Here is a 15,617-nt window from a genome sequence, read left to right on the forward strand (position 1 = left end):
AATAGTTGTTGTCTTTTTTATTTGAACTAAATTTAAAGGAGTTTTTTTAATTTAGGAATTCATAATGAAACGCAATAAAATATTGGTTGCTCTATTATCCTCATTACTCTCTATTTCTATGGCTAGTGAAGCCTGCTCTAGTTTGGCTATACTTGATAAAAATAATAACGTTTATCAAGGTAGAACTCTTGAACTAACGGCTGATTTACCTTCATGGATCACTTATTATCCTAAAAATACACAATTTACAAAAAAAACGCCTAATGGTGAAAATGGCCTAAGTTATAGCAATAAATATGACATATTAGCCGTTACAACAGATATTTTTTTTGATGGTGATGATCATAACTTATTACAAGGTTTAAATAGTGCGGGGTTATCATTTAGCGCGAACATGATAACAGAAGCTGAATTATCACCACTTGATAAAAATGATTATGATAAAGCCATTCCCGTTACTTCGTTAGGTGAATGGGCATTAGCTAATTTCTCTACGGTTGAAGAAGTACAAAAAGCGGTTGAGTCAGGTTATTTTTGGGCTCCCGTGTTAAAAAACTTTGGTAATCTAAAATCGCCTTTTCACTATGCTTTCTATGATAAAAAAGGTGGCAGTATTGTCGTTGAAGCCACAAACGGTAAATTACACGTTTATCAAAACCCAACCCGTGTAATGACAAATGGTCCAGATTTTCCTTGGCATTTAACAAACCTTAACAACTATAGTCAATTAACTAATATCGATAAATCTTCAGGAAAATTAGCAAATATCAATGTTGTACAGCCTGATAGCGGCATTGCAACATCTCAATTACCTTCATCAGATACGTCTGTTGGCCGTTTTATTCGCGCGGTTTATTTTTCAACCTACGCACCAACAGCCGAATCGACACCTGAAGCGATGAATACCCTAGCGCACATTATGAATCGCTTTGATAGAACAAAAAATATCACGGCTGATATCATGGGAGAAAGTCAAAGCACCAGTAATCAACTGCAAACGGAATACACTGTTTGGACAACGTTATCTGATTTAACGAATGGTGTAATGAAAATAAGAGGCTATAACGATATGAACTATACCGAATATTCTCTTTCACAGTTTAAAGATATGAATAAACCTGTTTTTGAACAGATTAACTTGAATAAATAATCTTTCATCGTTGCGTTAGAGGCTGGCGGCTTATTATTAACGCCGCCTCTACTAAAATATCAATATATAAAACAAATAGTTTAATGTAATGTCGAATTAGGCAATGCTTTATCTATTTCGCCTAATGCAAATGCTAAATCAACAGCCGCGATCTGTGAGCCTGTATAGGAATCAATCTGAGACATTTGTGCATTTAATAATGCAATCTCTGCGGTATTAATATCGGTTACTGTTCCTAACCCATTATGATAAAATTCCACACTAGCGGTATAGGTTAACTGTGTTGTCTCTACTAAGTTTTTAGATGCTTTATTTGCCTCAAGCGCTGATTTCAGAGCATTTTCACTAATTGAAATCTCTTTTATCGCCATATCTTGGCTTTTGCGTAAATTTTCTTGTGCTAGCCTAATTTCTGACTGTGCATTTACCATTCTTGATTGACGCATTCCGCCTTCATATAATGGAATACTTACCCCAATCAGAATATTAGAAGATGATGTTCTTTGGCTAATATCAGGAAGCCCCTGAACATCAAAGCTACCTGTTCCTCCAGCAAGTGCACCAGCAAGATATACTTTAGGAAAATAGTCAGATTCGACGGAATTAGCAGCCTTGATTGCGGCTTGTTGTAATTCATATTGCGCTAAAACATCCGGACGTTGTGCAAGTGCTTTTTTTATCACATCATGAGTTAATGGTGAAATATCATCTGGAAGAAAATTATCATCGGCATAATTAATGGTTATTTTTTCAAAAGGTGAAACGCCAATAGCTGACAATAAGATTTGATATTGATCTTTTTCATGACCTTTGGCTAACACGTTTTGTAATTCAACTTGTGCCACTTGTTGTTTAGCCAATGCTACATCTAATACTGTTGCTAATCCCTTGATTCGTTTTTGTTCAACAGCATATAAAATGTCTTTACTTCTCTGAAGGGCTTTTTGGGTGATATTCACCTTTTTTCGTGCCGCACCATAACTAAAATATGCAACAGAGACATCATGAATAATTTTCTGATGCATCAGATTAAAATTAAGGTTTGTCGCTAAAGAAGCATGCTTGGCAGCATCAACTAATGCCCCTCTTTTACCAAAATCAAAAATAAGCCATCTAAATGTGAGTGCTGGAATAAAAGCGCTACTAGATGTTTTTATATCATCAACAATAGGATTTTTAGGTAAATCAATTTTCCCGTGTTGATACCCTGCGAGTGCTGTTGCTGTGATAATTGGCAAATATGTACTCTCTACCATACCAATATCAGTCGCTGATTTTTTTGCTAACTCCCATGCAATACGTGTATCTGGATTATTTTGTTGTCCTAAATCGATAAGATCGGCTAACGAATAACTAGATTTAATCGTTTTCTCTTGAGTTGACGATAAATATTGCTCAGAGGGTGAGGCAATATATTTGGTATTATCATAATTAATAGGTTGTTGAGAATATTGTTTAAATGAACTGCTTGTGTCAATACAACCAACAAGTAATAGGCTTAACAGAGATGGCAGAATGTTTTTCTTATTATTAATGATTAAATTTACCATTATGATTTTTCTCTTATTAAATGTTTAAATACAAGCTCTCTTTCATTTGTTGGTAATGTTTTTATTTCATTGTTAAGAATGTTTTTTTTAAATACATCTTTTGGCTCTTTATTGATATCTGAATAAGAGAGCTTATCTTCAAAAATAAATTTATGAGCATAATTGTGATAGCTAATATAAGAAATTTTATTTAATGATTCCTTGAAAAAAAACATTATATTCTTATTTCTTTCTCTATCTTCTTTTTCGAAGATAAGTAAGTCTATGTTGTCTTTTGATTGTGTAATAGCTTCATTCACGGATGAAACTAAATCCAACATGTCATTTTTATTTGTTGAATAGCTTAATTCAGTATAATTATCTAGAATAGAACTAATTTGTTTATATATTGTATTAATAATACTTGTTGGCCACACTTTTGTAAAAATGATGTACATGACAATATTACCTAACAAAATTCCTAGAATACGATCAGACACTACATTCATATCAAAGCTAGGTTTAAATCCATGTAATGTTGTCAATAAAAATGCTAACCCGACTTGTACACCAGCATAAGAGATACGCTCATTACCTACAGCAACCCAAGCTGCGGGCAATAGGCAGAAAAAGATCAATACCATCAATTCAAAAATATCAGATAAATTAGGAATAATATAGAGCAGTGAAATTATGCCAATTAGCGCTCCAATTAGACAACCCGTGATCCGTAATGTTAATTTATGAACCGTTTCGCCAACAGATGTTAATGCCACAACATAACAAGTGATCATTGCAGTATGAATACCCTGCCATTTAAAATAATCATAAAAAATATAACATAGAATGGCGGCTATCGTGGTTTTAATGGCAAAGTACTTATGGTTAGGATTTGTAAACGCATCACTAACAAAGAAAGGTGTTTTTTTCTGTACAGGTTTAGATTCTCTTTCAGTAAATAGAATTTTATCAAAAGTATTTAATAAGTGTAGTTTACTTATTTTATTTTTAGTTTGTATTTTATCTTTTATTTTTTCTATTTGATGATGCTTGAAACAGTCTAAAAGATATAAACATTTTTTAGAAAGAAGAAAACGTATAGAAGCTGGCGTTTTTTTATCAAAAGTTAATGACATAATCAATATTTGATAAGAGTTGTCAACCATATTCTCCAACCAGTGAATATCTTCTCTTCCTCGTAAATAAAATATCTTAATAAACATTAAATAGCGTTTACACTCTGTTTGTGTACTTAATAATTCACTGATATCGAGTTGACTTTCCTTTCTTCCTAAAAAGAAATCACTTGCAGTAGAAAAGCGTGTGGCGATTTTGTTTAACAGCAATTTTCTAGGACTAATTCCAAAAAAGTAATTAAATAAAATGACCAATAACATTGGAGAAACTGCCATAAGTAACGCATAAAGCAGTGCTCTTGTTGCCACATCTCCAACAGGAATATCATCAATTAAAGTCATTAAAAAGGCGATAACTAAAGCAACTAAATTACCAATATCACCAAGGCTACTTGCAGAGGCTAAATACATAAAAATGGCTGAAAACAAAGCCATAAAAAAGAATCGTAAAATAATGTTTTGTATCGTGAGATTAAAAAGTAAAAAAATAACACACACTACAATGGAACATAAAATAATAACACCAATAGATAATAATATATTTTGTACTGCATCAGCTTTGATTAAATAAATAATCAAATAGCAACTTATAGCAGATTCGGGAATTTCATATACCATCGCAATAGCAGCCATTAAGGCGCAAAGCAATGCTATGCGCCAAGTCGTCGCTAAACGAAAGTCAAAGGGTAACAAGTCTTTTTTGACTTGTTTCACTATTAGTGAGGGTTTAACAATCATCGTCATTGGCTATTATATTAACAGTTGCTGTAGCGCCAACCCGCATAAGATATTCTGGTGGATTGGTGATAGTAACTTTAACAGGAAATCGTTGTTGAACTCTAACCCAATTCAGTGATTTAGGTACATAAGGTAAGTCCCTTGGAATATTAATAAGATCAGTTGACATGATCCCCCAGCTAACTCCCTCTACTTTGCCTTTAATAGGATGTTTACTATCAATCATTGAATAGACAACCACGCAGTCACCTATTTTTATATTATTTAAATCTGTCTCTTTAAAATAAGCTGAAGCATACCAACTGTCTGAGTTAATTAAGGTAAAGACAGATTGCCCAGAAAGAATAAATTCACCAGGTGACAATACTAATCCAGCAACATAGCCATTACTTGGTGCTTTTACTTCTGTATTACTTAATTCCCATTCAGCCATTGCCAGAGAGGTTTTTAACGATTTCACTAATGCTACTTCTGAATCAGTGTTATTAATTAAGGCTTCTGAGGCGATATTTTGTTTTTGTGCCTGTTTTAATGTGACTTCTGCATCGTGTTTTAATGTTCTTGCATCATCAACTTGTTGTGCCGTCACAAATCCCTTTGCCAATAACGGCTCTAATCTATTAAGAGATTGAGTTGCTAATAATAAATTGACTTGAGCTCGTTTTATTTGCGCTTCTGCAACTTCTGAATTTGATGTTTCTGCAATAATAATGCGTTGTTTATTACTTAATGTTGCTTCAGCAATCATGAGTTGTTCTTTCGCTTGCTGAACCCTTAATGCATACATGGTGGGATCGATAGTAAACAATAAGTCCCCTTTATTGACTTTACTATTTTCTTTAACATAAATAGCGCTAATTCGTCCGGGTACAGTTGACGATATATTAATTTTGTTAGCATCAATTATTGCATCTTCGCTGAGTGGATTTAGCGCTGATAACTGAATATTCTTCCACAATAAGATGAATGTAATCGTAAAAACAATCACAGTGATTATAAGCGCCAATTTTTTTTTGATTTTTTTATCCATAATTTAATAAGAAAAATAAAATAGAGAGATAGTTAAAGAAATTGATAACAATATCGCAAAATAAAAAATTAAAGGGAGCGGTAATTTATCATCAATACCCCAATAGATAAGTAATACACGTACGATCAAGGCTCCTAATATGCCGATAAAGGTACATAGCATCCAATATGGAAAATAAGCGCCTAACATAGAAATAAAAGGAGAATGACCTTGAGAACAACCAGACAATAGTAATGCAATTATACTCAAGCTAGTAATATGATAATATTTTCTTATTATTTCCAAGGTAATGTACCTGTCATTTTTAGATAAATTTTATTATTCGTTTAAACACTATAGTGTTTTTACTTACAGTTGTTTAATGACTTAATCAAAAACATCATATCGAATAGATGTTAGATGTTTTTCATTCATCAATCCATACATTATCTTAAATTTTTCTTATTGAAAGTGGAGTGTCGTTTTCAATATGACTGTAATCATGGGCGTTATATGATTTTAAGAGTATAGTAGCTAATCTTTCAGCCTGACTAGATATTACAATTTTTATTATGGAATCAGCGTTTTCTGCTCAAAATATTCGACATATTCTTGCTAATAACACACCTATTATTGATGTGCGTGCGCCCATTGAATTTAATCAAGGCTCTATCCCTAATGCGATCAATTTGCCTTTAATGAATGATCAAGAGCGTGCTGCTGTGGGGACTTGTTATAAACAACAAGGCTCACAAAAAGCGGTTGATTTAGGCCATCAGTTGGTTAGTGGTGAAATTCGTGATAAGCGCATTGCAGCGTGGCGTGAAGCTTGTGAGCAATTTCCCAATGGTTATATTTGCTGTGCTCGAGGAGGAATGCGTTCTCATATCGTTCAGCAATGGCTTAAAGAAATAGGTATAGATTACCCATTAATTGAAGGTGGATATAAGGTAATAAGACAGACTATCATTGAAATGACAAATGAATTAGTTCAACGGCCTATTATCTTAATTGGTGGATGTACAGGTAATGGAAAAACGACTTTAGTGCATTCGCTTCCTGAAGGTATTGATCTTGAGGGTATTGCGCACCATCGAGGCTCATCTTTTGGCCGCATAGTAGAAGATCAATTTCCTCAAGCTACATTTGAAAACCACCTTGGTGTTGAAATGTTACAGAAAGCACCAAAATATACACGATGGGTACTTGAGGATGAAGGTCGCGCTATTGGTGCTAATGGATTACCTGAATGTTTACGAGTAAAAATGCTTGAGGCTTCAATAGTTGTTGTTGATGATCCCTTCGAACGACGTATAGAACGTTTGAAGGCAGAATACTTTGATCGCATGACACATGATTATCTGGAAGCGTATGGCGAAGAAAAAGGTTGGCAAGCATACAGTGATTATTTGCACCATGGTTTATTTGCTATCCGTCGCCGATTGGGATCTCAAAGAGCAATGGAATTGACCAAGTTGCTAGATAATGCCTTAGAAATACAGAAAAAAGTGTCCGACACAGAGGCACATTTTTCTTGGTTAATCCCTTTACTTAAAGAGTATTACGATCCGATGTATCGTTATCAATTAAGCAAAAAGGAAGATAAAATTATTTACCAAGGCAGTTACGAAGAAGTCATGCAGTGGTTTAAAAATTAGTAGATAGCTAAGATTTCTTGTATTAAATGCATATACCGAAGAAAAGCTCTGTAAATTTATATTACGGGGCTTTTTAGTTTACTTGGTTAAGTTTTAGTTCGATATAACCATATCCCTAAAATTATCATTAAGCTAAAGAAAAAAGGTACAGCTAAATAGAGTAAATCAGGTGAAGTGCTTCCTACAATTAATGCAGGTAAATTAAGGTATTTACCTATTCGGGACTGTTTTATCGGGACAATATGGAAGGATGTGAAAAAGTCCACGGCATAGAAATATCTCTACATAACAAAGTGAATAACAAAATAAGCATGAGTATATCAGCAGATGAGTTAAGTTCTATCTGATATCACTATGTTCTGATGGATTTATAAAATGCGCTTTAATCGTGAAATTATGATGTTGATTTACTTGCAATTGGATCGGAAAAATTTTGCTTAATTAGTAGGTAAAAAAAAGAGTGTTACTGTATTAGGCAGAATAATCATTATAAATAATCAAGACTATCCTCTCTTTTATTTCATTTTTAGTCACATGAATAAGGTTAATATTTTTTTCGTATATAGATGTGTATTTTAAATTATTTATATTTTCAAAATATTGCTTTTTGAAATTTTCTACTTTTTCTAATAGTAGTATTTTATTTTTAATCTCTTCATTTATAGTATCGTTTAATGTAATAAAATACACGAAAAGCTCAGCTAAGTAACAAATTCATTTTTGCCATAATAAAAAGGCAGTTTAAAAGCAAACTGCCTAGGATCAAGATGTTTGTTATCAATTTTTATTTAACAACTTCACCGCTGTCGATAACAGTTTTACGTACTTTATCAGAGAAATCTTGTGCCTCTTTAATAATCGCTTTCTCATCAACTGTTAATAGTTGGCGATCTTCCATTAAGATTTTTCCATCTACAATGGTGTGGCGAACATTACTGCCATTTGCACCATACACTAATGCCGCATAAGGGCTATACATAGGCACCATATTAGGTGATTTAGTATCAACAACGATAATATCTGCTAGTTTGCCTGATTCTAATGAGCCCAATTTATCTTCCATATGCAAGACTTTCGCCGAACCCATTGTCGCCAATTCTACAACAGTTAATGGTGGCATAGCAGCACGATCTTTATTCTCTAATTTATGGATTTTACCTACAAGATTGAGTTCGTTCATGGTTGTTAGCGTATTACTCGACATTGGGCCATCAGTCCCTAAACCGACACGGACACCTTTCTCTAGCATCGCGACGACAGGCGCTACACCTTTCGCTGATTTAGTATTTGCACTGATATTATGAGCAACACCAACATCATATTTTTTCAGTAAATCAATATCTTTATCATCCACCATAATTGCATGAGCCGCGATAACTTTATTATTTAACGCTCCGATATCTGCCATATATTGAACAGGGCTTTTACCTCCTGTACGTTTGGCGATTTCTTCTTTTTCACGATCAGTTTCAGCTAAATGGATCATAACAGGAACATCAAGTTCTATTGATAATTTAGCAATTTTCTGAAGGTTTTCTGTGGTGTTTGTATAAGGAGCATGTGGAGCAAATGCAGGGGTAATACGAGGGTGATCTTTATATTCTTTAATAAAGTTTACTGCATATTGGATACCCTCTTCAGGTGTTTTTGCATCGGCAACAGGGAAATTAATCACAGATTCGCCTAATACCGCTCGATTCCCCATTTTATCAACCGTTTTGGCGACTTCATCTTCAAAATAATACATATCAACGTAAGTTGTTACGCCACCTTTTACCATTTCGATATTTGCTAGATCAGCACCCACTCTGACCATTTCACGAGAAACCATTTTGCTTTCAAGTGGGAAAATATAACGATGAAGTCGATCTGGCACATCATCGGCTAATGAACGAAATACAGTCATTGATCCGTGAGTATGGGTGTTAATTAAACCTGGCATTACAATATCACCATCTACATCTAATACTTTATTAGCTTGATATTCTTTGGAAAGCTCAGGGCCACCAACGGCAATAATTTTATTTTCTTTTACGACAACAGTACCCTGTTCAATGATTTTATTTTGCTGATCCATAGTCAGAACTGTGCCGTCAACTATCATCAAATCAGCTTGTTTTGTCGCGTAACTAGAAAATGAGATCGCCATTACAGCCAAAGCAAGCATAGATTTAGAAAATGACATCATTACCTCTCGTCTTGATGGGAAAATTTCCTTAAGATTATAAATAAATTCATTGGCTTTTGATATCAATTGAAAGTGAATGTGATCACCGAATAAATAATTAATTAAGATTATTATTACATTGTGGCTTAAATTTCTTGCAGTTAGTCTTATCAATCAAGGAGCGGTATTATGAGTAAAACGTTGCAACCTGGTGAAAATACATCACTTAACGAAAATAAAGGACAAGTTAAAGTTTCTCATGCTGTAGGCGATAATCTTGATATTAATCTGACTGCATTTTTAGTAACAGGATCAGGAAAAGTCGTTAATGACGAGGATATGGTTTTCTTCAATGCGCCTCATCATGCCTCTGGTGCTGCTTCATTTATTTCACCGATAACCCAAGGCTCAACAGTTATTCATAGTATTGATTTTGATTTTTCTCGTTTACCTGCAAATATTACTAAAATAGCCATCACATTAACGCAAGATGGCAGTGCTGGCGGTTTTGCTGTTGTTCAGCAGTTAAAAGCACACGTGTTGCTAAATAATGAAGTTATTGAGTTAGCCCCAAGCCAGTTTTCACAAGAGACAGGTATTATCGTTTTAGAGCTTTATGTTAGAAATGGTCAAAATAAAGTTCGTTCTGTTTGGCAAGGTTTTGCTTCTGGGCTTGCTGGTTTATGTAACCTTTATGGTGTTGAAGTTGAAGAGCCTGCCCCTGTTATTGCACCTGTGTCAACACCACCTGTTAATATACAAAAAAGTGTGGTGAAACTGACAAAACCAGATAGTAGCCACCGTGTTTCTTTACTAAAAGGGAGTGATGCACCTAAGCGCATTTTAGTCAGTGCAACGTGGATAGATAATGGTGATGGTAAGGATAACGATGATTTAGATCTTCGTGTGGGTATTTTGCGCCCCAATGGTCAAATGTCTATTATTCAAGCTCCAGATAAAAGTGGTGCTTTTAATTCAGATCCTTTTGTTTTCCATACTGGTGATGTGGTCAGTGTTAGTCAAGATCAGCCCGGCTGTGAAACAGTTGAAATAAACCCTGCTATTTCTCAATTAATGGGCGGAAAAGTGGCATTAGTTTGTAGTGTTTACTCTGCTATTAGTAATGGTTGTGTTTCTGTTGCTTCATTAAAACCAACAATGCGCATGGAGTATGGTAATCAAATCGTTGAGTGCTCTTGTGAATACAAAAAAGGCTTTTTCAATAATATGATTTACACCTATGTCATTGGTATTATTGAAATCGATCAAGACAGTATTACGTTAAAACCTTCAGGGGTGACATCAAGAGCAGGCAGTGAAGCCACTCCTTGGTTAACTCGTATTGGTGATGAGCTTAAATTAACGATGGATGGCCCTCATGTTTTTAAAGGGAAGAAACCGAGTATTTTAGGTACAAAGCGTTATGTCTGAGCTCATTCTAAAAAAGAAATAAGATAAAGTTTATCTTAAGGAAGAACGGGCAATAATGACTATGCCCGTTTGTCGTTTATTTAACGCGTTTAGTTCTGAGTAATTAAGCGTGTTTCTTTTGTTGCAAAAGCCATTTATCTAATTCATTCGCAAAAAGTTGGCGATCACGTTGACTTAAACTTGCAGGCCCGCCAGTTTGGATACCACTTGCTCTCATTGTATCCATAAAATCACGTATATTTAAACGTTCTCGAATAGTTGCTTCAGTATAACGTTCACCTCTAGGATTCAAAGCTACTGCGCCCTTTTCTATGACTTCGGCCGCTAATGGAATATCAGCGGTAATAACCAAATCATCTTTATTAGTACGGCGGACAATTTCGTTATCAGCTACATCAAACCCCGCAGAAACTTGTAATGTACGTAAGAAAGGCGATGCGGGTACGGTTAATCGTTGATTAGCAACAAAAGTAATAATCACTTTTTCTCTGTCTGCTGCTCGATATAACACTTCTTTGATTACTTTTGGACATGCATCAGCATCAACCCATATAGGCATAACAACACTCTCTTTGTTATTTAGTATTAAAATAGTCTGTATTTATGGCGTTTAAAATAACATATTAATTGTGACTAATTGATTGAAACTTTAATCTTTCTCGTTTTTCTAATATTTCACTTAAAGAAGAAACATTGGTTGTCACTACTTGACCAAGTTTATGCAGTTGTTAAACTGGGTTTAGTACCTTCCAAGTAGCAGCTAAATAGATACCACTTGGTAAATATATTACACTTCAAGTTAAGCCAACCATTAAAAGCTAGCGTATTTGCGTTATCTCTTTTTCTTATTTTTAGTTATGAGTAATAATTCACAATATGATGAGTTTTTCTCTTATGGCAATAATTTCTTAACAGACATTCGTCACTTTACTGTCTTAATAGGGGGAACTTGTGGCATAATGCCGCCCCATTACCTTTTGTCATTCACTAATAATGAGTATTCGTCTTGTTAATCAGCAATAATATCACTATGCAGTTTGGCTCAAAGCCACTGTTTGAAAACATTTCTGTCAAATTCGGTGGCGGAAATCGCTATGGTTTAATCGGTGCCAATGGTAGCGGTAAATCAACCTTTATGAAAATTTTAGGTGGCGATTTAGTGCCAACTAGTGGCAACGTATTCCTCGATCCTAATGAACGTCTTGGTAAACTAAAACAAGACCAGTTTGCTTATGAAGAATTTACTGTCCTTGATACGGTAATTATGGGTCACACTGAACTTTGGGAAGTTAAACAAGAGCGTGAACGCATCTATAACTTACCTGAAATGAGTGAAGAAGACGGTTTACGTGTTGCCGATCTTGAAGTCAAATTTGGTGAAATGGATGGTTATACCGTTGAATCTCGTGCTGGCGAATTATTGCTAAACGTAGGTATTCCATTAGAACAACATAATGGTCCTATGAGTGAAGTGGCTCCAGGTTGGAAATTGCGGGTGTTACTTGCACAAGCCTTGTTTGCTGATCCTGATATTTTGTTACTGGATGAACCGACGAATAACTTGGATATTGATACTATTCGTTGGCTTGAGCAAACGCTAAATGAACGTAGCAGTACCATGATCATTATTTCCCATGACCGTCATTTTCTAAATATGGTATGTACGCACATGGCTGACTTAGACTATGGTGCACTTGCTGTTCATCCGGGTAACTATGATGAATATATGTTTGCTGCAACCCAAGCGCGTGAACGCTTATTAGCGGACAATGCGAAGAAAAAAGCACAAATTAGTGAATTACAATCTTTCGTAAGTCGCTTTAGTGCTAATGCCTCTAAATCACGCCAAGCGACCTCTCGTGCAAAACAAATTGAGAAAATTCAATTAGCTGAAGTTAAAGCATCTAGTCGTCAAAACCCATTCATTCGCTTTGAGCAAGAGAAAAAATTATTCCGTAATGCGCTTGAAGTAGAAAATATCTCTAAAAGTTATGATGATAATGCCCCACTGTTTAAAAACGTCAATATGATGCTTGAAGTGGGTGAAAAAGTGGCTATTTTAGGTAATAACGGTGTAGGTAAATCGACGATGATCAAAACATTAGTCGGTGAATTAACACCAGATACAGGCCGTTTAAAATGGTCTGAAAACTCAAATATTGGTTATTATGCACAAGATCACGCTACTGATTTTGAAGTAGATATGACAGTGTTTGATTGGATGAGCTTATGGATGAAACCAGAAGATGACGAGCAATCTGTACGCAGCGTGTTAGGTCGTTTACTGTTCTCTCAAGATGACTTGAAAAAATCAGTTCAAGTGTTATCTGGTGGTGAAAAAGGCAGAATGTTATTTGGTAAGCTGATGATGCAAAAACCAAACATTCTGATTATGGATGAACCAACCAACCACTTGGATATGGAATCTATCGAATCACTGAATATGGCATTAGAGCTTTATCAAGGTACTCTGATTTTTGTTTCTCATGACCGTGAATTCGTGAGCTCATTGGCAAATCGTATTATTGAAATTACACCTGAAAAAGTGACTAATTTCCAAGGTACTTATGATGAGTTCCTTGCGAAAAAAGGAATTGATAGTTAGTCATTGTTTTCTTCTTTTTTAAAAAGTAAAGGCTTGATATTTTTATTTATCAAGTCTTTTTTATCAAAATAAGAAATCATTAAGACTTATTTCTTGCTTCATTAATAGATTCGTTTAAAGGCATCTCTTCCACTAAATGATAGTACAATATATAAAGTTGTGCTTTTTTATCAAAAGGTAAAATTTGATTTATGATATTTTTATCGAGAGGATTACTGGTGGATTGTTTTATTTCTCCATTTTCACTTCTCTGAAAAAGTTCAATCGAATCCTGAGTTAGATTAAAATCTAAAATGGACTTTCTATTTAAATAACTCTTTAAATAGAAAAAAGAATTAAATTTATCTTTTAACGAAGCCTCTTTTTTATTAAAAAAGAGTGTCATATATTTATTTGCTCTCATGTCATTATCTAGTAATTGTGAGTTTTTTATATACTCAAAATATACGCTACCTATTTCTGTTAATTTTGTATGATAAGGATGTTCTTTGTTGTTAATAATAGAATAAAAGTATCTTAATATTTTTTTATTTTCTGATTCAACCTGGTGTTTTTTATTGATTTCATCTATTTCTTTTGCAATAAAGTTATAATTAGCTTGGTTAATAGATATTCCAAATTCATTTTGATTTCTAATAAAGTTAGAATAATCATTATTAAATATATATTTAATATTATTCATCAATAAGTCGTAATAGAAATAATATATTGTTTTATTATTATACGCTTTAGAAAGATAAGTATTTATAAGTTTATCATCTAATGGTAGTTCAGTAGTGAAGCCAGTATCTTTCTCTAACTCTAAGATAATTGGTAGTTTTTTACCATTATTAACTTCGGGGTGTATATCATTTAAAAAAGAATAATCTTTGTTTGTTTTAATAATTTCCAATTTAATATGTTCATTATTTTTTTCCATAACAGATAATGTTATGGAAGAGTTGTTAATTTCTATAAATGTTTTTTTTTCTATTTTTTCAGTGAGATAATTATATAACTCATTGATTATTTTTATTTTTTCAAAATCCGTTATTTTATCTGAAATATAAAGCTGAGATATTTTGTCTTCTATTTTATAATTCTTAATATATTCTTTCGCTTTATCAGGATTAAATACTTCACTATTTTTTTTAATTTTATCAATAAATGATGCTTCCTTTATTTTATTTTTTGTTAATTCTAAAATACTTAATTTAAAAATAGTGGGTTCATTATTCTTATTTTCATTAAAATAATTTATTATCGATTTTTTTATATCTTCTATTGACTTTTCTTTATTATCAAATTCTGTATGTTTTTCTTTTAAGGTAGGAAGCATTTCTTTGATAAGATCAGATAAATCAAACTGTTGATTAAAATTAGCAAACCTTATTTTTATTTTATCATTTTCAATTTTTAATGATAAATAAATTTCATAATTTCTTTTTATCATGGTGTTTAATAATTTAAATGCTTTTATTTTTTCTTTTATTGAGTTATCTGGTGATAATATGTTTTTTATTGCCTTTAAAATATCAATATTACTATTTTCATTAAAAACAAATTTAAAATACTCTGGTTTTATTATTTCTATATTTCCCTGTTTATTTAGCTTTTCTGTTAACGACAGGAGGAATTCAGTTTTAATTTTTTCGACAATAGATAATATTGAATCGTCATCAGGAATAAATATCATTTTTTGTACTATACTATTCACTTCTTCATCGATAAAAGTATTATCGCTTAATAAATTTATGTTGGTATTGGTATTGAAATTTATATTTTCTTTTGTATTAGATTTCCCATTAATAATAATATCATGGACAAATTCTTTTGAACTAAATGTAGTTTTTGGTTCATTATCAATCTCAAATATAATTTTATTATCTTTATATTTCAGACTAAAAAAACCTTTATAATTATCTCCAATAATACTGTCTAATTTCTCAAAATAAGCTATTTTTTCTGTAATTGATATACTGTTATTATAATAAATATTATGTATTAAAGTTAAAGCTTCTTTTTCTTTATTTTTACTAAAAAAATCTTTTATTTTACCCTTTAACGATATAATATCATCGGGTGTACGATGATTAGAAAGTAAATCTATTTTACTTCTATTTATAAATGTTCCATTTATTTCTATGCTTTTCATATCTTTTCTCACTTGAAGTGCTATAAAAAGATAAAATAAATTTGTTAAACTTTTAATTCT

General features: G+C 32.9%; 11 protein-coding genes. 4 read left to right on the forward strand and 7 right to left on the reverse strand.

The features are described 5' to 3' along the window. Window positions 1-61 precede the first annotated feature (61 nt). Complete coding sequence (locus tag H1225_RS06385; protein ID WP_161669293.1) at window positions 62-1,150, forward strand: linear amide C-N hydrolase; 1,089 nt, start codon at window positions 62-64, stop codon at window positions 1,148-1,150. A gap of 80 nt (window positions 1,151-1,230) precedes the next feature. Here H1225_RS06385 and H1225_RS06390 read toward each other — a convergent pair whose 3' ends face one another. Genes H1225_RS06390 through H1225_RS06405 form a run of 4 tightly spaced genes read right to left on the reverse strand, consistent with a single transcriptional unit; the run spans window position 1,231 to window position 5,772 of the window. Beyond that, window positions 1,231-2,700 (reverse strand): TolC family protein, encoded by a 1,470-nt coding sequence (locus H1225_RS06390; RefSeq protein WP_161671545.1) that lies wholly within the window; start codon window positions 2,698-2,700, stop codon window positions 1,231-1,233. Further along, window positions 2,700-4,553, reverse strand: a complete 1,854-nt coding sequence (locus H1225_RS06395; protein ID WP_109848454.1) for an FUSC family protein — start codon at window positions 4,551-4,553, stop codon at window positions 2,700-2,702. Before H1225_RS06395 ends, H1225_RS06390 begins: the two co-directional genes overlap by 1 nt. Further along, the gene (gene mdtN, locus H1225_RS06400) at window positions 4,543-5,583 is read right to left on the reverse strand and encodes a multidrug transporter subunit MdtN (RefSeq protein ID WP_161723814.1); all 1,041 of its coding nucleotides are present in this window, start codon (window positions 5,581-5,583) and stop codon (window positions 4,543-4,545) included. Before mdtN ends, H1225_RS06395 begins: the two co-directional genes overlap by 11 nt. A gap of 3 nt (window positions 5,584-5,586) precedes the next feature. After that, window positions 5,587-5,772, reverse strand: coding sequence for a YtcA family lipoprotein (locus H1225_RS06405; RefSeq protein WP_337247374.1), 186 nt, complete (start codon window positions 5,770-5,772; stop codon window positions 5,587-5,589). A 362-nt stretch (window positions 5,773-6,134) separates the two neighbouring features. On the opposite strand from H1225_RS06405, the gene mnmH reads away from it, so the two are divergent. Next, complete coding sequence (gene mnmH / locus H1225_RS06410) at window positions 6,135-7,220, forward strand: tRNA 2-selenouridine(34) synthase MnmH (RefSeq protein ID WP_006536850.1); 1,086 nt, start codon at window positions 6,135-6,137, stop codon at window positions 7,218-7,220. 784 nt (window positions 7,221-8,004) lie between these two features. Here mnmH and H1225_RS06415 read toward each other — a convergent pair. Then, window positions 8,005-9,405: an amidohydrolase gene (locus H1225_RS06415; protein ID WP_109400421.1), complete on the reverse strand. Its 1,401-nt coding sequence runs from the start codon at window positions 9,403-9,405 to the stop codon at window positions 8,005-8,007. A gap of 171 nt (window positions 9,406-9,576) precedes the next feature. Between H1225_RS06415 and H1225_RS06420 the strand changes: the two genes are divergently transcribed. Beyond that, window positions 9,577-10,818 carry a TerD family protein gene (locus H1225_RS06420; protein ID WP_161671542.1) on the forward strand — a complete coding sequence of 414 codons (1,242 nt, stop codon included), beginning with the start codon at window positions 9,577-9,579 and terminating at the stop codon, window positions 10,816-10,818. A gap of 103 nt (window positions 10,819-10,921) precedes the next feature. On the opposite strand, the gene H1225_RS06425 is transcribed toward H1225_RS06420, so the two are convergent. Further along, window positions 10,922-11,377 (reverse strand): YaiI/YqxD family protein, encoded by a 456-nt coding sequence (locus H1225_RS06425; RefSeq protein WP_006536837.1) that lies wholly within the window; start codon window positions 11,375-11,377, stop codon window positions 10,922-10,924. 447 nt (window positions 11,378-11,824) lie between these two features. Here H1225_RS06425 and H1225_RS06430 point away from each other — a divergent pair, with 447 nt between their 5' ends. Further along, window positions 11,825-13,423 carry an ABC-F family ATPase gene (locus H1225_RS06430; protein ID WP_239739571.1) on the forward strand — a complete coding sequence of 533 codons (1,599 nt, stop codon included), beginning with the start codon at window positions 11,825-11,827 and terminating at the stop codon, window positions 13,421-13,423. Between the two features lie 79 nt (window positions 13,424-13,502). Here H1225_RS06430 and H1225_RS06435 read toward each other — a convergent pair whose 3' ends face one another. Next, window positions 13,503-15,557 carry a hypothetical protein gene (locus H1225_RS06435; RefSeq protein WP_161671541.1) on the reverse strand — a complete coding sequence of 685 codons (2,055 nt, stop codon included), beginning with the start codon at window positions 15,555-15,557 and terminating at the stop codon, window positions 13,503-13,505. Window positions 15,558-15,617 lie beyond the last annotated feature (60 nt).

Origin of the sequence: Proteus penneri (assembly GCF_022369495.1) — a bacterium.
Classification (GTDB): domain Bacteria; phylum Pseudomonadota; class Gammaproteobacteria; order Enterobacterales; family Enterobacteriaceae; genus Proteus; species Proteus penneri.

Coding starts and splice junctions, on each gene's coding strand:
- H1225_RS06390 (WP_161671545.1), bottom strand. CDS start 2,700: ATGGTAAATTTAATCATTAATAATAAGAAAAACATTCTGCCATCTCTG.
- H1225_RS06395 (WP_109848454.1), bottom strand. CDS start 4,553: ATGATTGTTAAACCCTCACTAATAGTGAAACAAGTCAAAAAAGACTTG.
- mdtN (WP_161723814.1), bottom strand. CDS start 5,583: ATGGATAAAAAAATCAAAAAAAAATTGGCGCTTATAATCACTGTGATT.
- H1225_RS06405 (WP_337247374.1), bottom strand. CDS start 5,772: ATGTTAGGCGCTTATTTTCCATATTGGATGCTATGTACCTTTATCGGC.
- mnmH (WP_006536850.1), top strand. CDS start 6,135: ATGGAATCAGCGTTTTCTGCTCAAAATATTCGACATATTCTTGCTAAT.
- H1225_RS06415 (WP_109400421.1), bottom strand. CDS start 9,405: ATGTCATTTTCTAAATCTATGCTTGCTTTGGCTGTAATGGCGATCTCA.
- H1225_RS06420 (WP_161671542.1), top strand. CDS start 9,577: ATGAGTAAAACGTTGCAACCTGGTGAAAATACATCACTTAACGAAAAT.
- H1225_RS06425 (WP_006536837.1), bottom strand. CDS start 11,377: ATGCCTATATGGGTTGATGCTGATGCATGTCCAAAAGTAATCAAAGAA.
- H1225_RS06435 (WP_161671541.1), bottom strand. CDS start 15,557: ATGAAAAGCATAGAAATAAATGGAACATTTATAAATAGAAGTAAAATA.